Below are 19,590 nucleotides of genomic sequence, written 5' to 3'. Positions count from 1 at the left end.
TAATTTTTTTGTTTCTATCTGTATTTCCGTTTTTAATATGCAGAAATAAGAGGTTAGACTGGGTGAGACCACCATAGATGGAGATTTCACTATATATCCATCTTACGTCGCGAAGTACTACGGTGTCTACTATTTCTCGTTGGAAATTAAGAAAAGTCAACATCTTTTTAGAAAGTTCAAATAATGTTTCTTTCATTATGTACAAAATGTGAAAAGGGTTACATTGCTCGTATGATGAGGCATATAATGAACATGTAATCTTCTCGTATATGTTTGACTCTCCTTTGAAACTAGCCTAGAGTAGGTTGGTTTCTTTTTTTCTACAGATAGGAAAGGAATTCCTTCCTAAGCTTGTGTCATTCATGTATATGTACAAGAATGAGATGTAGTACTTGTTTCCTAAACATGACAGAAAACCTTTCTTTTAAAATGGATATACTAATGAGGCAAGACGTCATGGAAGGAGAATGAAGATGGGACAAAATCGCAGGTTTCGTTCTGGACAAAAAGCGCCAAATGATGGCATTTACGTAGAAATTGGTGAAACGGGAAGTATGGTAAAAAATCCGCAAATGGTACAATTAACTGCCGGTGAAAAGTTTCCAGACAACACAAATCATAACCGCCAGTGGACATATAAAAGAAAACCGTAACAGAAGCCGCAATCTTTATTGCGGCTTTTTTGTTGTTACATAATGTAGTTTCATTTATCGTACTTTTTTAAATAGCATAATGAATGCTCCTTTTTTCTTTTTCCAATAATAAGTTTGAAAATGCATAGGCGAATTTATTGTATAAAAAAGTCAGTTGGCGTATAATTAAATCAAAGGTCAAAGAAAGTCAAACATTTGGAGGGCTGTAAAGATGGACTTAAATCAAATGACAACAAAAACACAAGAGGCGATTATGAGTGCCCAATCTTTAGCGGTATCTCATCATCATCAAGAAGTAGATACTGTTCATCTCTTGTTTACATTATTAGAAGAGCAAGATGGGTTAGCAGTGCGTATTTTTCAAAAAATGAATGTCGATATAGAAGCGTTAAAGCAAGGCGCCGAAAGTTTAATTAAGAAAAAACCTTCTGTAACGGGAAGCGGTGCAGAAGTAGGCAAATTATATATAACAGGTGCTCTGCAACAACTACTTGTAAGAGCAGGAAAAGAAGCAGAGAAATTGCAAGATGACTACATTTCAGTGGAACATGTATTGCTTGCTTTTTCTGAAGAAAAAGGCGATATCAATCAATTATTTACAAGATTTCATATTACGAAAGATAACTTATTACAGTCTTTAATGACAGTTCGGGGGAATCAAAGAGTGACTAGTCAAAATCCAGAAGCAACTTATGAAGCGTTAGAAAAATATGGCCGTGATTTAGTGGCAGAAGTGAGAGCAGGGAAAATTGATCCTGTTATTGGCCGGGATAGTGAAATTCGACGTGTCATTCGCATTCTTTCACGTAAAACGAAAAACAACCCTGTTTTAATTGGTGAGCCAGGTGTTGGTAAAACAGCAATCGTTGAAGGGTTAGCGCAGCGTATTGTGAAAAAAGATGTACCTGAAGGGCTAAAAGATAGAACGATCTTCGCGTTAGATATGAGTGCGCTCGTAGCTGGTGCGAAATTCCGTGGTGAGTTCGAAGAGCGTCTGCAAGCTGTATTAAATGAAATTAAAAAGAGTGAAGGGCGTATTTTATTATTTATTGATGAACTTCATACAATCGTTGGCGCCGGTAAAACAGAAGGTGCGATGGATGCAGGGAATATGTTAAAACCGATGCTTGCTCGCGGTGAACTACACTGTATTGGGGCGACGACATTAGATGAATATCGTAAATATATTGAGAAAGACCCGGCGTTAGAAAGACGTTTCCAACAAGTATTAGCAGAAGAACCAACTGTTGAAGATACAATTTCCATTTTACGTGGTTTAAAAGAGCGTTTTGAAATTTATCACGGTGTAAATATTCATGACCGCGCGATTGTAGCAGCATCAGTTTTATCAGATCGATATATTTCGGACCGTTTCTTACCAGATAAAGCAATTGATCTTGTCGATGAAGCGTGTGCAACAATTCGTACAGAAATCGATTCTATGCCGACAGAATTAGATGAAGTAACGCGTCGTATTATGCAGTTAGAAATTGAGGAAGCAGCTCTTGGAAAAGAAACAGATCGTGGTAGCCAAGAACGTCTTAAAACGTTGCAACGTGAACTATCAGATTTAAAAGAAGTTGCAAGTGGTATGAGAGCGAAATGGGAGAAAGAAAAAGAAGACATTCACAAAGTTCGTGACTTACGTGAACATTTAGAACGTCTGCGCCGTGAATTAGAAGAAGCAGAAGGTAATTACGATTTAAATAAAGCAGCCGAACTTCGTCACGGGAAAATTCCAGCAATTGAAAAAGAGTTAAAAGAAGCGGAAGAAATGGGCGCGCATAATAAACAAGAAAATCGTTTATTACGTGAGGAAGTAAGTGAAGAAGAAATTGCAGATATTGTTTCACGCTGGACTGGTATTCCTGTTGCTAAACTCGTTGAAGGTGAACGCGAGAAATTACTACGCTTAGAGCAAATCTTATCAGAGCGTGTCATCGGACAAGAGGAAGCAGTAAGCTTAGTATCAGACGCGGTTCTTCGTGCTCGCGCTGGTATTAAAGATCCGAACCGCCCGATTGGTTCCTTCATTTTCTTAGGCCCTACGGGTGTTGGTAAAACAGAACTTGCAAAAACGTTAGCGCAGTCTTTATTTGATAGTGAAGAGCAAATGATTCGTATTGATATGTCTGAGTATATGGAGAAACACGCAGTGTCACGCTTAATTGGTGCACCTCCTGGATATGTAGGATATGAAGAAGGCGGTCAATTAACAGAAGCGGTAAGACGTAAACCATATTCCGTTATTTTATTAGATGAAATTGAAAAAGCACATCCAGAAGTATTCAACATTTTATTACAAATGTTAGATGATGGACGCATTACAGATTCGCAAGGACGTACAGTGGACTTTAAAAACACAGTTATTATTATGACTTCAAATATTGGATCTGCTCATTTACTAGATGGATTAGAAGAAGATGGCTCGATTAAAGAGGAATCAAGAGACCTTGTAATGGGGCAATTAAGAGGACATTTCCGCTCTGAATTTTTAAACCGTGTTGATGAAATTATTTTATTTAAACCTCTTACAACGAATGAAATTAAAGGTATTGTTGATAAAATTGTAAAAGAATTACAAGGGCGTTTAGCTGACCGTCACATTACAGTAGAATTAACAGACGCAGCAAAAGAATTTGTTGTAGAAGCTGGCTTTGATCCGATGTATGGAGCTCGTCCATTAAAACGATACGTACAACGTCAAGTGGAAACGAAATTAGCGCGAGAATTAATTGCAGGAACAATTACTGACAATATTCACGTAGTTGTCGATGTAGAAAATAACGAATTAGTTGTTCATGTGAAATAAAAATAAAAAAGAGTTCGGATAAAATCCGGACTCTTTTTTTAGTGTTGTTCTACTGGCTCGTTTGGAATTGCAGCTGAAATCGCTAGTACTAATACAGCAAGAACAACTGAGAAAATAGACGCTTGGTTAAAGTCGTATGTACCGCCAGTCATAGAGCCGATTACATAGCTCATCATATGTACAAGTAAGAACGACCAAATTAATGCCCAAATGAAACGCATATTTTACACCTCTATTCGTTCAATCTGTCCTTATTGTAACACAATTGAAAAAAGAATATAGAAAAATATTTGTAGATTTTTCAACGCAAATTTGCATTCCGTTCATACATTATAAAAGAGTGGTTTTATATGTTTAGAAAATAAGGCGGGGGAAAAATGAGTATTACGGAACGTTTTTTTTACTTAGAAAAAGAACCATGTGTCATTTATTTACCGGAGAAGCCAAATGGATTTTCGGTTATGCTCCTCGGTGATTACAACTACTTTATTGAGAATGGTACAAGTTTATGGACACAGCATGCGGGAAGATCTTATTTTTTACATGGCCTTATTGAGGAAGGCTACACGGTCTTTTCTTCTAATTTATACGGAAGGCACTGGGGAAACGACCAATCTGTTCGTCTAGCAAAACGTTTATATGATGTTGTTTTGAGAAAAGAGACGTTAAATGCGAAAATGCACATAATGGCAGATGGTATGGGTGCGCTTGTAGCACTTGAAATGATGAACAAATACCCTGAATGTATTCGTTCTGTCATTATGTTGAATCCATGTTTAGATTTACCAGAATATGTGGAATTTGAGAAAGAGCATAAGTTTTTTTACAAAAGATTAGTGAAGGAATTAAGTTTGGCGTATGATGCCAAAGAAGAAGAGTTAGATTTAAAAATAAATAAGAAATCATTTACGCTTCTGCCATCTTGTGTACCTGTCAAAGTTTTCGTATCAACACAAGAAAAAAGAGGAAGAAAACAACAGTTGCGTAAATATGAGAAAATGAGGCAATTAAATCAATGCGATACGTCTGTCTTGTTCCATCTGCAAGATGTGAAATATAAAATGGTTAGGCAAACGACTGATTTCTTTAAAAAATATGAAGAAGAATTGTGAAGCTCCCATATACATAAATGAGGAGCTATTTGTTTCAAGGAGAAAGGGTTGGTGGTATGGAACGCGTGCTGATAATAGGTGCACTTACGTTTGTAGGTTATCACCTTGTGAATAAAATGATCGCAGAAGAAGTAGAAGTGTATGGTCTTGATTTTGATGAATTCAATAGTATGACCAAAATTAATGAAGAGAAGTTATTGTTAATTGGGCGAAATGCGTTATTTACGTATTATTCGATAAGAGATGAAGATGGATGGAGATCAGTAGAGGAAGAGAGATTCGATACTGTTTACTTTTGCTTATATGAGCCAAATCAGCAATGTGGATTTCGGAATGAAAGAGTCATATTACAATATTTAAAGCGAATTATAAGAATGTGTGAAGAACAAAAATTGAAGTTAAATTTAATTTCTTCTATTGAAGTAGGTAGTACAGATGAATCGGAAAATAAGCGCATATTTTTGAAAGTAGAAGAAGGATTGAAAAAAGGGGATTTACAATATAGTGTATTTCGAGTTCCTACATTATATGGACCGTGGCAACCGTCTTTTATGATGTATCATCAGCTCATTTTATCAGAACTGGATGAGAAAGAGTGCTATTATGCGAGTGAGGAAAACGGAAGTGATCTACTGTACGTGGAAGATGTATGTGAATACTTATGGGAAAATGGAATGAACGAGCAGCATCTCGGTATATACAATTTGCTTAGTGGTAAAAAGTCATTATGGAAAAAAGGTATGAACCTTTTACGCGCGGATGATAAAGTAAATAAAAATAATAACGAAGTAAGAGATGAGGCTATCGAGGTAATTTCGATAAAAAGAAATACTCCGTTAGAATACGGTTTAAATAAGCAACTGGCACACATGAAAAAATATAAAGAGTTATACGAAGGGTAGCACGCGTGTTACACTATTGTATGTGAAAGTTTTAATGGAGAGGAAGAGTATAATATGAACGAAAAAAGCATGCAGTTTTTACAAATCGCAATGAAGCATTTACCAGAAGCAAAGGCCATTTTAGATGATAATGGAATTGCGCTTGATATGGAGAAAGCACAACCAGTATTAGAGTTATTGATGAAAGTTATGAACGAAGCATATGAGCTTGGGAAAGCAGATCAACAATAAAACCCTTTCTTTTTGAGGAGAAAGAGGCTCGAACCGTCGAGAGAAGCGGTTCGAGCCTTTTTATATTTCAAAAGAAACAGGGAAGGTATGTTTCTGTTTCTTTTAATAAACAATAAAGTGAATAATGCCTAGCTTTATGTTTTAGCTGAAATATATTCTAGACAAAAATACATTTATGTTTTAAAATTAGTACCAAGTCATAATAATTGATATAAAACGGAGGGCTGCGATGTGAACGTGGGCATTTTAGGGATCGGAAGATATGTGCCGGAAAAAGTAGTCACAAATCACGATTTAGAGAAGATAATGGATACATCCGATGAATGGATTCGTACGAGAACGGGAATTGCCGAAAGACGCATTGCCGATGATACAATAGATACTTCGTATATGGCCGTAGAGGCTGCTAAAAAAGCACTTGAAGATGCAGGGGTTAGCGGAGAAGATATCGATCTTATTTTGGTGGCGACAGTAACACCAGATCGTGCGTTTCCAGCAGTAGCTTGTGTCATTCAAGAAGCGATTGGAGCGAAACATGCAGCTGCAATGGATGTAGGTGCAGCATGTGCTGGTTTTATGTACGGAATGATTACAGCGCAGCAATTTATTCAAACGGGAACTTATAAAAATGTATTAGTAGTTGGTAGTGATAAACTATCTAAAATTGTAGACTGGAATGATCGAAATACAGCGGTACTATTTGGAGACGGAGCTGGTGCTATCGTAATGGGAGCTGTTTCAGAAGGAAGAGGCGTTCTATCTTTCGAATTAGGAGCAGACGGAAGTGGCGGTAAGCATCTTTATCAAGACGAGTATGTTATGATGAATGGCAGAGAAGTGTTTAAATTTGCCGTTCGTCAACTTGGTGAATCTTGTCTTCGCGTGCTGGATAAAGCTGGTCTTACGAAAGAGGATGTGGATTTCTTAGTACCGCATCAAGCGAACATTCGTATTATGGAATCTGCAAGAGAGAGATTAAATTTACCACAAGAAAAAATGAGTATGACAATTGAAAAGTTTGGTAATACATCAGCTTCTTCAATTCCAATTGCAATGGTAGAGGAATTGCAAAATGGACGTATTCAAGATGGTGATTTAATTATACTTGTTGGTTTTGGCGGCGGATTAACATGGGGAGCAGTTGCTCTTCGTTGGGGTAAATAAGGACTGAGAGAAAAAAAGGAGTGTATTTTGTATGGAAAAAAAGAGGGTCGTAATTACAGGGCTAGGAGCTGTTACACCGATCGGTACAGATGTTGAAACAGCGTGGGAAAACATTAAAAAAGGTGTATCTGGAATCGGACGACTTACAAGAATTGATCCGGAACTATTTCCAGCAAAAGTAGCAGCAGAAATTAACGACTTTGAAGTCGAGAAATATATTGATAAAAAAGAAGCGCGCCGTATGGATCGCTTTACACAATATGCAGTAGCAGCAGCGAAAATGGCAGTTGCAGATGCAAAGCTTGAAATTACAGAAGAAAACGGACCTCGAATTGGTGTATGGATTGGATCTGGTATTGGCGGTATGGAGACATACGAAGAACAATTTAAGATTTTTACTGAGAAAGGTCCGCGCCGTGTGAGCCCATTCTTCGTGCCGATGATGATTCCAGATATGGCAGCAGGTCAAGTATCAATCGCAACAGGAGCGAAAGGAATTAACACTTGCTCTGTAACGGCTTGTGCATCTGGTGCAAACTCAATTGGTGATGCATTTAAAGCAATTCAGCGTGGTGATGCTGATGCAATGATAACAGGCGGAGCTGAAGCGCCGTTAACAAGTATGGCATTCGCAGGATTTAGCTCAGCGAAAGCATTAACATTTAATGAAGACCCAGCAACGGCTTGCCGTCCATTTGATAAAAACCGTAGCGGTTTCGTAATGGGTGAAGGTTCAGGTATTTTAATTCTTGAAGAATTAGAGCACGCATTAGCTCGTGGTGCTCACATTTATGCGGAAATCGCTGGTTACGGTGCAACTGGTGATGCATTCCATATTACAATGCCGGCTCCTGGTGGTGAAGGCGGCGTGCGTGCAATGCGTCAAGCTTTAGCAGATGCAGGTCTACAGCCAGAAGATATTGATTACATTAATGCGCACGGTACAAGTACGGATGCGAATGAAAAGTATGAAACGATGGCAATTAAAGAAACGTTCGGTGAGCACGCGTACAAAGTAGCAATTAGCTCAACGAAATCAATGACAGGTCACTTATTAGGAGCAGCTGGTGCTGTTGAAGCGATCTTCTCAATTAAATCAATTACAGACGGAGTAATCCCTCCAACAATTAACTATGAAACACCAGATCCAGAATGTGACTTAGATTACGTACCGAATCAAGCGAGACAACAAGAAGTAAATGCAGTATTAAGTAACTCACTAGGATTCGGTGGTCATAACGCAGTATTAGTATTTAAATCGTATAAATAATAGATGAAATAAGGAGTTTTTTCGTAGCATATTACGAAAAAACTCCTTATTTATTTTTACGTCTTTTTCTCTTGTAGCATATACATAAGAAAAAAGGAGGGATAAAGATGGGGGTTATTGAAACAGCTGAATGGCTACATTTATATTATGGACGGCCAGAAAAACTTTGTGAGAAATTTACGAAGTATATTCCGTTGCCAAAAGAAAGGTTGTATCGCTTTTTAATTTCAAAAGGGATGTATCGTCCGGTCATGCATGGGGAAAAGGAAATTAAAGAATTAGAGGAAAAGGAAATTTGGAAAGAGTTGAGCTTGGAGTATGATAAATTGAAAAATTGGTTGAAAGGTCCGGATGTCCCTGTCTTTATTTTATTATCAGATGCCTATAATCGAACTGTACAAGAAGAGTATAACGGTAGAGCTGGATTATCTATGCGTCATGTTATTTTCTTATTTGTATGTGGACGGAATTCGGTGGAAGAATTAAAGGTGTTATTGGCGCATGAATATCATCACATATGCAGGTTACATCAAATTGAGACGAAAGAAACAGAATATACATTACTTGATACGATGATTATGGAAGGGCTAGCTGAGCAAGCGGTAACGGAAAGATATTCAGAAAAAAACAATGCACCGTGGACGATGTATCTTTCAAAAGAAGAGGCTATTTATTATTGGAAAAATGTTGTACATGAAAGAATAAGTATAAAACGAGGAACAAGGGAGCACGACATCTTATTAAATGGATTTCACTCTTATCCAAAGATGCTTGGCTATGCGCTTGGATTTCATATTGTCAAAGATTGTGTAACATTGGAAGGAGAAGATACACTTTCTTTATTATCTATAGATGCAAAAGAAATATTGAATAAAGCAAATACATTTCATATATAAAAAAACAGGAGCTCTATTTCCTGTTTTTTTAGTATTAATAGAAGAAAAAATAATAATTAGAATATATTTCCTTAGGTGGAATAAAGTTAAGAAAAATTGAACATAATGATTGATACAAACAGTAGTGAAGTGAGGGGTAGTGAATGTTATATCTACATGATGTATGGGTAAATTGGTTTGAAGGTGAAGAGAATGGGTATAACGTTTGTCATTTTTACGAATGGCGGAAAGATGATACGATTGAGCTATTAGATCAAGTGCCATTATTAAAAGTAGATGCCACATTATATCATTACATCGAGGACGAATTGTTAGAGCTTCCGCAAAAATTGTTGGAAGACGTACATCATAAGGCTTATATTCGTAAAAATCATGAACGTTTGCAGCAAGAGTATTGCTTTGTTGTTACAGATGGAAAAGGAATTATTGCGATTGATACAATTGGTTACAATGTACCTATTCGTAAAAGCAGACTTATACCACGGCAAGAGCAGATGGTATATGAGATGGTAGAAAACGTACAAGCAGAAAAGTATGAGTTCCAAGTAGAAGAAACAGAAAAAGAACACCACATTTTATCACCATCGCCTTTCATTATGAATGGCTTGACTCGTAAAGAAAGACAACTAAAACAATTATTATTTATGGCGTTAGATCAATTACATACAACGAAAAATACAGCGGAAATTCGCTATTGGTACACAGAGTGGGATCCGTCAGCATATGGAACGGTCCAACATATGGAATTTGAAGATATTTGGGCAAGACTATATGATGAAGCGAAATCAGGCTGGTCTGAGAAGCACGAACAATTATGCGAGCACCTTGTAAAAGGACAGCCGTTTTTTGAAAAGTTATGGGAAATGGAAAATGAGCAAAAGGTAAATTAAAAAACCGCCAATTGGCGGTTTTTTAATTTGGTGAAATCCAGCTCCAGCGGCAAGAATGTTCGGTGGCTTCGCGCCTTCCTGCGAGGCAAAAAGCGCCTTTACGTCAGGAGCTCCATCCCCCTCACATTCTAAACGAGCCGCTTCCACTTTATATGTAATTTAGCTCCGGCTCCTAGCCCTTCGCGTCTAAGAACCTTCCCCACGAGAAGGTAAAAAGCACCTTCTGTGGGAAAGAACTTTAGCCGTCAGGGCTAAGCAGTCGCCTCCGCTTTTTATGTTACCTACGTTTTCTGCTTAGTCCCATTGCGTTTTCTACTTTGCGTAGTTGTTTGAATGCAACGCGGTTTGCTTTTTCGGCACCTTTGTCTAGAATTTCGTCTAGTTCTGGGGAGCTGATTAGTTCGTTATATTTGTCTTGGATTGGGCGAATTGCTTCTACGACTACTTGTGCTAAGTCGCCTTTGAAGTCGCCGTATCCTTTTCCTTCGTACATTGCTTCTATCTCTTCAACTGTTTTTCCTGAGAATGAAGAGTAAATTGTTAATAGGTTAGAGATTCCAGGTTTATTTTCTTTATCGAATTTCACGATACCTTCTGAATCTGTTACAGCACTTTTAATTTTCTTTTCAATTGTTTTTGGTTCATCAAGCATACTGATCATTGATTTTGGATTCGGATCAGATTTACTCATTTTTTTCGTAGGTTCGGTTAATGACATAACGCGAGCTCCTACTTTTGGAATACGAATTTCAGGAACTATGAACACTTCACGGAAGCGTTTGTTGAAACGCTCTGCTAGATCACGTGTTAATTCCATATGTTGTTTTTGGTCATCACCAACAGGTACGATTTCTGTGTTATAAAGTAAAATATCAGCAGCCATTAATGGTGGATACGTAAGTAATCCAGCTGGAACTGAATCTCTACCTGAAGCTTTATCTTTATATTGTGTCATACGCTCTAATTCTCCAACGTAAGCAACAGATTGCATGATCCATCCTAGTTGAGCGTGTGCAGGTACTTCTGATTGTACAAATAAAGTAGCTTTTTCAGGATCGATGCCGCATGCTACATAAAGTGCAGCAAGACTACGAATGTTTTTGCGAAGTTGTATAGGATCTTGAGGTACTGTAATGGCATGTTGGTTTACAATACAGAAATAGCAATCGTGTTCGTTTTGAAGCTCTGTAAATTGCTTCATAGCCCCTAAATAGTTTCCAAGTGTAATCGTTCCGCTTGGCTGAATACCAGAAAAGATAACTGACATAATTATTTCCTCCTAAATTTGAATGCGTGATAGGGAAGAGAAGGCAAACAAAAAAGCCCATTCATCCCAAAAAACTATAGGGACGAATGGACCGCGGTACCACCCTAATTATTTCACTACTGTGAAATCTCTCTAATCCATAGTAACGTCTGGATATAACGCCAAGGCCTACTACTTTCGGTTCGGTTTGGTGCTCAAAAGCCCATTCCACATTGTACAATTACTTGTTCACACCAGCCACAAGCTCTCTGAAATTGTTTCAATATGTACTCTTCTTTATCATCGCATACATATAAATTTATTTATTGTTAACTGAGCTCTTTTAATATGAAAGAACTAAAGTTTTATAACAAAATGTTTTGCTGATAATTATATCATATGGGATAGTGTTTGCAAACTACATCAAAATAGTAAAGCTAATGAGGGTCGAGAACAACCCAAGAACGATACCTGTAATACAAATTGGATATGTCCATTTGAATGAATATGTTTTATAAATACGTTCTTTCTTATCTGTAGGTTCCTCGACTTCTTCAATTAAAGAGTCAATCTTTTTGTTCGTGCCAAATACTCTCTGGAAAGCGTAAAGAGTTACATTGAAAAATCCATTTTGAAATATGAATAAAAAACCACCTATCAGAATAAAAAATAGCGCGATATAAAACGAGATGTTGACAAAGTTCAACAAAAATTGAGATGAAATGAGGAATGCACCAATACTAGAAGCAATCATCGCTATAAAAATTAGTATACAAGTATGAAAAAAAACTTTATTCAAAATATTCCCCTCCGTCAAAATATTACTAGAATTATTATACTATAAAAGCTATAATAAGTACTAGAAATAATTTTTTGAAAATTATACACAATTAAAGGTCTGATTTTAAGATGATGGTAGCAATGTTAACGTATCCCTTTACGAAAAATTAAAAATATAAACATTTTATTAAAAATTTTAACAAAAAAACAAAAAACTATATTCACAATCGTCGTATTATATGTATAATGAAAATTGTAGAAACTTGGAGATTATTCTTTCAATTCTACTTTTTAACAAGTGAGGGTACAGGAAGTGCAATTAGGGGAGGCAACACAACATGAAGAAAAAGATACCGTTATTACTTGCATCAACTTTAACTGCAAGTATGTTGCTTGGCGCGTGTAGCTACCAAAAAGATGATGCAAAAGCAAAAGGGAAAGAGAACGCTACGAGTAGTAGTAACGGAAAACAGATTCTTAATTTAACAGAGTTATCTGAAATTCCGTCAATGGATGCATCATTAGCATCTGACTCTTCATCTTCTACAGCATTAAATAATACGATGGAAGGTTTATATCGTATTGGCAAAGATCAAAAGAGAATGCCTGGCGTTGCAGAAGATGTCGAAAAGCTAGATGATGGGAAGAAATACATATTTAAATTAAGAAAAGATGCGAAATGGTCAAATGGGGAACCTGTAACAGCTAAAGACTTTGTGTATTCATGGAAAAGAGCCGTAAATCCAGATACAAAAGCAACGTATTCGTACATTATGTTCGATATTAAAAATGCAGAGAAAATTCATAAAAAAGAATTACCTGCTGACCAATTAGGTGTAAAAGCGATTGATGATTATACATTAGAAGTGGAATTAGACAATCCCGTTCCTTACTTTATCGATTTAACAGTTTATCCAGTATTTTACCCGCTAAATGAAAACTTTGTAAAAGCACAAGGTGATAAGTTTGGTTTAGAGGCAAATACAACATTATATAACGGTCCATTCGTTATGAGTGATTGGAAACATGAACAAAGTTTCCAATTCAAGAAGAATCCTTCATATTGGGATAATAAAACGGTTAAAATCGAAGAAATCAACTTTAATATTGTAAAAAATACAGCAACTGATGTAAATTTATATGAGACAAACGCGATTGATCGTGCGGCTTTAACGTCTGAATTTGTTGATAAGTTTAGACAAAGCCCAGAGTTCCAAACAAGAAAAGAAGCAGGGGTTGCTTACTTAAGATTTAATCAAAGTAATCAGTACTTAAGTAATAAAAACTTAAGAAAAGCAATTTCAATGTCCTTTGACCGTGATAACATTGCGAAAGTTATTTTAAATAACGGTGCAATTGGAGCTTACGGATTTGTTGGAAAAGATTTCGCTGAAGGTCCGAATAAAAAAGATTTCCGAGCTGAAAATGGAAAGCTAGTTGAAACAAATCCAAAAGAAGCGAAAAAGCTTTGGGAAACAGCGAAGAAAGAGCTTGGAACTGATAAAATCGAACTAGAATTCTTAAACTTTGATAATGAAGATGCTAAAAAAGTTGGTGAATTCTTAAAAGGTGAGATAGAAAAGAACTTACCAGGTTTATCAATTAAAATTAAACAGCAACCATTCGCACAAAAAAATAAATTAGAAGATTCTCAGCAATATGATATTGCGTTTGGTATTTGGGGACCAGATTTCCCAGATCCAATCTCATATTTAGATATGTTTGTTACGAATGGTTCTCAAAATAAAACAGGGTATTCTAATCAGAAGTATGATGAGTTAATCCTAAAAGCTAAAACAGATACAAAAGATTTACAAGCTCGCTGGAACAACCTTCTAGAAGTAGAGAAGATGTTAATTAAAGAGGATGCAGTTATCACTCCAATCTTCCAAAAAGGTTCAGCGTATGTAGTAAAAGGTGCCGTAAAAGATATTATCCCAATTAACTATGGTGGTAAATTAACTTACAAATGGGCATCTGTTGAACAAAAATAATCTTTTTTTCCATCGTTTACAAGGGTATATGCCTATGATGGGCATATGCTCTTATTTTAAAAAAATAAAAGTAAGAATATTTTAAACTATCTTATTGCTTTTGAGAAAAACGGGGAGGTGCTTGACTATGGGACGTTATGTATTAAAACGTTTCGTGTACATGGCTTTGACATTATTTTTAATTACTACACTGACTTTCTTTTTGATGAAATTACTTCCGGGTTCTCCGCTTAAAAACCAGGAGAAGCTATCACCGGCACAAAAAGAAATCATTCTTGAAAAATACGGATTAAATGATCCGGTACCAGTTCAATACGCACGTTACTTAGGTAACTTAGCAAAAGGTGATTTAGGGGTATCATTCCAATATGATAACCGCCCAGTAACAGACATGATTGTGGATCGTATTGGACCATCAGCCCAATTAGGTTTACAAGCGATTATATTAGGGACATTTATCGGTTTAATTTTAGGTATTGTTGCCGCACTTCGTAATAATACGTGGGTGGATTATAGTGCAACAGTTATTTCGGTACTCGGAATGTCGGTACCATCATTCGTATTCGCCGCATTACTACAATATTTCGTAGGGGTAAAACTTGGTTGGTTCCCGGTAGCATTCTGGAAAGGACCAGAGTTTACTGTAATGCCTACAATTGCATTATCGATGGGAGTTATCGCAACAATCGCACGTTTCTCTCGTGCAGAATTAATTGAAGTTATGCAGTCAGACTATATTTTAACAGCGAAAGCAAAAGGAATTAGTCAAGGCGTTATCATTGTAAAACACGCACTTCGTAACGCGTTAATTCCAGTTGTAACAATTTTAGGACCAATGGTTGCGGCATTAATTACAGGAACACTTGTTATCGAGCAAATTTATGCTGTACCAGGACTTGGGGAACAATTCGTTAAATCGATTACTTTAAATGACTATACAGTTATTATGGGAACTACGATTTTCTATAGTGCAATCTTCATTTTAGTTATTTTCATTGTCGATATTTTATACGGAATTATTGATCCTCGTATTCGTTTAGCGGGAGGGAAAAAATGATGAAAGATGTACAAAAATTATCTCCAGATTTATTTCAACAAGCCAATCAAAATAATGTTGATAATGAAGTCATTGCCCGTCCAAGCTTAACGTTTTGGCAAGATGTAAGAAGACGTTTGTTCCAACATAAAGGTGCGATGCTTGGCCTTGTATTATTAGTAATCATTGCGCTATTAGCGATTTTTGGACCGATGGTAAGTAAACACTCGTATAAAGAGCAAGATTTAGGTCGTGCGAAATTACCACCAAAAATTCCAGTTATTGAAAATGTTCATTGGTTACCATTTGACGGTACAGATCAATATGGTGTTGACCAATATGAAAAACGTGATATTAAAGAGTACTTCTGGTTTGGTACAGATGATCTTGGCCGTGACTTATGGACAAGAACATGGGAAGGTACACGCGTATCATTATATATCGCTCTTTTAGCAGCAGCAATTGACTTAGTAATTGGGGTTGCATACGGAGGTATTTCAGCATTCTACGGCGGTAGAGTAGATAATATTATGCAACGTATTATGGAGATTATTAACGGTATTCCATACTTAATCATCGTTATTTTAATGGTAATCATTATGGGATCTGGTATTTGGTCAATTACACTCGCGATGGCGATTACGGGTTGGATAGGGATGTCGCGGATTGTTCGTGGACAAATCCTAAAGTTAAAAAACCAAGAATATGTATTAGCATCTCGTACATTAGGTGCAACAAATACACAATTAATTGTGAAACATTTAATTCCAAACGTAATGGGACCTATTATCGTAATGACAATGTTCACAATTCCATCAGCGGTGTTTGGTGAAGCGTTCTTAAGTTTCATTGGTTTAGGAATTCAGCCACCATTCGCGTCACTTGGTTCTCTTGTAAATGATGGTTATAAATCTATTCAAACGTATCCACACATGATGTTCATCCCTGCGGTTGTCATCAGTATGTTAATTCTAGCATTCAACTTAATGGCAGATGGATTACGCGATGCGTTAGATCCAAAAATGCGTAAGTAAATGAGGAGGGAGAAGTAAAAATGAAAACATTGTTAGAGGTAAAAGATTTACAAGTCTCCTTTGATACACATGCAGGTGAAGTACAAGCAGTGCGCGGAGTTACTTTTGATTTGAAAAAAGGGGAAACATTAGCGATTGTAGGAGAGTCTGGTTCTGGGAAATCAGTTACTTCTAAAGCGCTAATGGGGTTAATCCCAAATCCTCCAGGCCGTATTAAAAATGGAGAGATTGTATTTGACGGTCGTGATTTAACGAAATTAACGGAAAAAGAAATGCAGCAAGTTCGTGGTAAAGATATCGCGATGATTTTCCAAGATCCAATGACATCATTAAATCCAACGATGACAATTGGGAATCAAATTATGGAAGGTCTTATTAAACACCAAGGGATGAGTAGAGGAGACGCACGTAAAGTTGCGTTAGAATTAATCGACCTTGTAGGTATTCCAAATCCAGAAGCACGTTTAAAACAATATCCTCACCAATTCTCAGGTGGTATGAGACAGCGTGTAGTTATTGCGATGGCGTTAGCTTGTAACCCGAAATTATTAATTGCCGATGAGCCGACAACAGCGCTAGACGTTACGATTCAGGCACAAATTTTAGAACTTATGAAAGACATTCAGCAAAAAACAGAAGCGGCAATTATTTTCATTACGCATGACTTAGGTGTAGTAGCAAACGTTGCTGACCGAGTGGCAGTTATGTATGCTGGTAAAGTTGTTGAAATTGGAACTGTAGATGAAATTTTCTATAATCCGAAACATCCATATACTTGGGGCTTAATCGCATCTATGCCAAGTTTAGATGGTTCAGAGGAAGAGTTATACGCAATTCCTGGAACGCCTCCGGATTTATTGAAGCCGCCAAAGGGTGATGCTTTTGCACCACGTAACCCACAGGCGCTGAAAATTGATTTTGAAATGGAACCGCCTTTATTTAAAGTAAGTGATACACACTATGCGGCAACTTGGTTACTTCACGAGCAAGCTCCAGAAGTAAAACCGCCGGCAGTTGTTGAAAAACGTATTCTTCAAATGAAAGCAGGTGAACAACATGACTAAACAACGTGAGAAATTAATTGAAGTAAAAAATGTAAAGCAGCACTTCGACGTGAGTGGTGGTGTTGTCAAAGCGGTTAATGATATTTCATTTGATATTTACCGCGGAGAAACATTTGGTCTTGTAGGAGAATCAGGTTGTGGTAAATCAACAACTGGAAGAACGATTATTCGTTTATATGATGCAACTGCTGGTGAAGTATTATTCGATGGTGAAAACGTACATGGTAAGAAATCACGCACAGAATTGAAGAAATTCAACCGTAAAATGCAAATGATTTTCCAAGATCCATACGCATCACTAAATCCTCGTATGACAGTAGGGGATATTATCGCAGAAGGTATTGATATTCACGGATTAGCGAAAAGTAAAAAAGAGCGCATGGACCGTGTTCATGAACTACTAAACACAGTTGGTTTAAATAAAGAGCACGCAAACCGTTTCCCACACGAATTCTCAGGTGGACAACGTCAGCGTATCGGTATCGCTCGAGCGCTTGCTGTAGAACCAGAATTTATCATTGCCGATGAGCCGATCTCAGCACTTGACGTATCGATTCAGGCGCAAGTTGTAAACTTACTGAAAAAGTTACAAAAAGAAAAAGGCTTAACATACTTATTCATTGCCCATGATTTATCGATGGTAAAATACATTAGTGACCGCATCGGCGTAATGTACCGTGGTCAAATTGTAGAACTGACAACAAGTGAAGAGTTATATGCGAATCCAGTTCATCCATATACGAAATCACTATTATCAGCAATTCCGCTACCAGATCCAGATTATGAGCGTAATCGTAAACGTATCGTATACGATCCATCGCAGCATGATTACGGTAGCGAAGTGCCAACAATGCGTGAAATTCGTCCAGGACATTTCGTACTATGTTCTGAAGCAGAGTATAAGAAATATAAAGAAATCTATCAATAAAAAAAGAGCCATTCTTCCATTGCGGAAGGAGGGCTCTTTTTTCTACTATATAAAATTACTAAACTTGAACAGAAATACTCTCTTCTTGTTCTTCAGGTTTAACTAGTGCGTAACGTTCCCAAGCTCTACTTTTCCAGCGGAAGAACATAATAATGGCACGTGTCCATTCGTCGATGGCGATCGCTAGCCAAATACCCACGAGCCCCATATCTAAATGAAAGGCGAAAAAGTAACCTAGTGGTAAACTCATTAACACCATAGAAAATGCACCGATTAAAACAGGATATTTTGCATCACCAGCTGCACGAAGCGAATTAATGATGACGATGTTCATCGTACGTCCCGTTTCAAGTAGTACACTTAGTAAAAGAACACTTGCGCCTAACCCGATAATGTGCGGATTATCTGTAAACAGTCCCATTAATTGTGTACGGAATGTAATAACGAGAGCGACCATACATAAAGTTACACCAATCGCCCATTTTACACTTTTCCACAAACGTTCGTATGCTTCATCCTTTTCGCCACCACCAACAAGGCGGCCAATAATAATGGCTGTTCCCATACCAATCGCAATTGCAAATAAATAAGTGAACATGGAAATGTTAGTAGCGTATTGTCTAGCCGCTAATGATTCCGTTCCTAAGTACGTTGCGTAATAAAGGAAGACGATTTGACAAGCTTGATACATCACTTGTTCAAATGCAGATGGAATGCCGATTTTTAAAATTTTTCCAATGTATTCTTTGGATAAAGTGAAGTAATATTGTAATTTCACACGATATTCCATAACGCGATATAGTAACCAGAAGAAAACAATAAGTGCGATCAATCGACTGATAGCGGAAGAAATTGCAGCCCCTTGTACACCGAGCTCAGGGAAACCAAATTTCCCGAAAATGAGTACGTAGTTTCCAGCGATATGAATAATATTCATTCCGAGTGAAATAAACATCGCTTGCTTTGTAAAACCGTGTACACGGATAATTGCGGCTAATGAGTTAATGATAGCTTGCAGGAAGATTGCCCCTCCGACGATAGATAAGTAGTTTTGCGCATACGTTAGTACATCGCCTTGTAAGTTCATTGCAAGCATCATATGTTTCGAAAATAAAAGAAAACCAGCGCTTATAACGAGCCCAACTATTAAATTTAATGTGACGGCTAATGCTGATATTTTAGATGCTTCCATAAAGCGTCTGGAACCGAGGTATTGAGATACAACGATAGCAGCGCCGTTCCCGATGACTTCTAATACCAAAATCGCAATATGGAGATATTGATTCGCTGCACCAACCCCAGATACAGCATCGTCTGATAATGCACTTAACATGAAAGTATCAGCGATCCCCATCAACATAAAAAGAAAAACTTCTAGAAAAATAGGCCATGTTAATAAGAATAAACTTAATTTCTCTGTCGGCCCATTTTTTGCCTGAATTGCTGTCATGTCCGTCCCCTCTTTACCGATATCTATTTTTAGCAAAATGTATCGTAACATACTTTCTTATCCTTTGCACTCATTTTAGCCTATATATTTTTAATATGAAGGGCCTGCTATTTTATGTTGAAAAGGGT

At 37.1% G+C, this 19,590-nt stretch carries 18 protein-coding genes and 1 other annotated feature; of the genes, 14 read left to right on the top strand and 4 right to left on the bottom strand.

Annotated elements, in window-relative coordinates; translation table 11 throughout:
- Nucleotides 1-473 precede the first annotated feature (473 nt).
- Entirely contained in the window at nt 474-653 is a 180-nt protein-coding gene (locus ACYFX0_RS08270) for a YjzC family protein (protein ID WP_000531422.1), read from the top strand.
- A gap of 211 nt (nt 654-864) precedes the next feature.
- Nucleotides 865-3,465, top strand: coding sequence for an ATP-dependent chaperone ClpB (gene clpB / locus ACYFX0_RS08265; protein ID WP_460270235.1), 2,601 nt, complete (start codon nt 865-867; stop codon nt 3,463-3,465).
- Between the two features lie 38 nt (nt 3,466-3,503).
- On the opposite strand, the gene ACYFX0_RS08260 is transcribed toward clpB, so the two are convergent.
- Nucleotides 3,504-3,686, bottom strand: coding sequence for a YjzD family protein (locus tag ACYFX0_RS08260; RefSeq protein WP_001211116.1), 183 nt, complete (start codon nt 3,684-3,686; stop codon nt 3,504-3,506).
- A 156-nt stretch (nt 3,687-3,842) separates the two neighbouring features.
- Between ACYFX0_RS08260 and ACYFX0_RS08255 the strand changes: the two genes are divergently transcribed.
- From ACYFX0_RS08255 to ACYFX0_RS08225, 7 genes are all read left to right on the top strand, one after another.
- Entirely contained in the window at nt 3,843-4,577 is a 735-nt protein-coding gene (locus ACYFX0_RS08255) for a lipase family protein (RefSeq protein WP_000028706.1), read from the top strand.
- Nucleotides 4,578-4,606: 29 nt separating this feature from the next.
- Nucleotides 4,607-5,479, top strand: a complete 873-nt coding sequence (locus tag ACYFX0_RS08250) for an NAD-dependent epimerase/dehydratase family protein (protein ID WP_016097951.1) — start codon at nt 4,607-4,609, stop codon at nt 5,477-5,479.
- Nucleotides 5,480-5,533: 54 nt separating this feature from the next.
- A complete protein-coding gene (locus ACYFX0_RS08245; RefSeq protein ID WP_001003335.1) occupies nt 5,534-5,710 on the top strand; it encodes a ComZ family protein in 177 nt (58 codons plus the stop codon).
- Between the two features lie 231 nt (nt 5,711-5,941).
- Nucleotides 5,942-6,874 (top strand): beta-ketoacyl-ACP synthase III, encoded by a 933-nt coding sequence (gene fabH / locus ACYFX0_RS08240; RefSeq protein WP_001100533.1) that lies wholly within the window; start codon nt 5,942-5,944, stop codon nt 6,872-6,874.
- A 31-nt stretch (nt 6,875-6,905) separates the two neighbouring features.
- A complete protein-coding gene (gene fabF / locus ACYFX0_RS08235) occupies nt 6,906-8,144 on the top strand; it encodes a beta-ketoacyl-ACP synthase II (protein WP_000412645.1) in 1,239 nt (412 codons plus the stop codon).
- A 107-nt stretch (nt 8,145-8,251) separates the two neighbouring features.
- Nucleotides 8,252-9,040 carry a DUF2268 domain-containing putative Zn-dependent protease gene (locus ACYFX0_RS08230; protein ID WP_000538197.1) on the top strand — a complete coding sequence of 263 codons (789 nt, stop codon included), beginning with the start codon at nt 8,252-8,254 and terminating at the stop codon, nt 9,038-9,040.
- A gap of 143 nt (nt 9,041-9,183) precedes the next feature.
- The gene (locus tag ACYFX0_RS08225; RefSeq protein WP_460270233.1) at nt 9,184-9,930 is read left to right on the top strand and encodes a DUF3603 family protein; all 747 of its coding nucleotides are present in this window, start codon (nt 9,184-9,186) and stop codon (nt 9,928-9,930) included.
- A 277-nt stretch (nt 9,931-10,207) separates the two neighbouring features.
- On the opposite strand, the gene trpS is transcribed toward ACYFX0_RS08225, so the two are convergent.
- Nucleotides 10,208-11,197 carry a tryptophan--tRNA ligase gene (trpS, locus tag ACYFX0_RS08220; RefSeq protein ID WP_000110979.1) on the bottom strand — a complete coding sequence of 330 codons (990 nt, stop codon included), beginning with the start codon at nt 11,195-11,197 and terminating at the stop codon, nt 10,208-10,210.
- 75 nt (nt 11,198-11,272) lie between these two features.
- Nucleotides 11,273-11,489, bottom strand: a binding site (T-box leader).
- 105 nt (nt 11,490-11,594) lie between these two features.
- On the bottom strand, nt 11,595-11,975 hold the full coding sequence (locus ACYFX0_RS08215; RefSeq protein WP_001045002.1) for a DUF3899 domain-containing protein: 381 nt from the start codon (nt 11,973-11,975) through the stop codon (nt 11,595-11,597).
- 319 nt (nt 11,976-12,294) lie between these two features.
- On the opposite strand from ACYFX0_RS08215, the gene ACYFX0_RS08210 reads away from it, so the two are divergent.
- From ACYFX0_RS08210 to ACYFX0_RS08190, 5 genes are all read left to right on the top strand, one after another.
- Complete coding sequence (locus tag ACYFX0_RS08210) at nt 12,295-13,950, top strand: peptide ABC transporter substrate-binding protein (protein WP_000727209.1); 1,656 nt, start codon at nt 12,295-12,297, stop codon at nt 13,948-13,950.
- Between the two features lie 127 nt (nt 13,951-14,077).
- On the top strand, nt 14,078-15,007 hold the full coding sequence (gene opp3b, locus ACYFX0_RS08205; protein ID WP_000534168.1) for an oligopeptide ABC transporter permease: 930 nt from the start codon (nt 14,078-14,080) through the stop codon (nt 15,005-15,007).
- The gene (opp3C, locus tag ACYFX0_RS08200) at nt 15,004-16,020 is read left to right on the top strand and encodes an oligopeptide ABC transporter permease (RefSeq protein WP_000974107.1); all 1,017 of its coding nucleotides are present in this window, start codon (nt 15,004-15,006) and stop codon (nt 16,018-16,020) included. Before opp3b ends, opp3C begins: the two co-directional genes overlap by 4 nt.
- 20 nt (nt 16,021-16,040) lie before the next feature.
- Entirely contained in the window at nt 16,041-17,084 is a 1,044-nt protein-coding gene (locus tag ACYFX0_RS08195; RefSeq protein ID WP_000854341.1) for an ABC transporter ATP-binding protein, read from the top strand.
- A complete protein-coding gene (locus ACYFX0_RS08190) occupies nt 17,077-18,012 on the top strand; it encodes an ABC transporter ATP-binding protein (RefSeq protein WP_000166354.1) in 936 nt (311 codons plus the stop codon). Before ACYFX0_RS08195 ends, ACYFX0_RS08190 begins: the two co-directional genes overlap by 8 nt.
- Before the next feature lie 58 nt (nt 18,013-18,070).
- Here the strand turns inward: ACYFX0_RS08190 and ACYFX0_RS08185 are convergent, their stop codons facing one another.
- The gene (locus tag ACYFX0_RS08185; RefSeq protein WP_003309213.1) at nt 18,071-19,513 is read right to left on the bottom strand and encodes an MATE family efflux transporter; all 1,443 of its coding nucleotides are present in this window, start codon (nt 19,511-19,513) and stop codon (nt 18,071-18,073) included.
- Between the last annotated feature and the right edge of the window lie 77 nt (nt 19,514-19,590).

Source organism: Bacillus sp. NEAU-Y102, from assembly GCF_054788175.1.
This window is presented reverse-complemented; position numbering and strand designations above follow the sequence as displayed.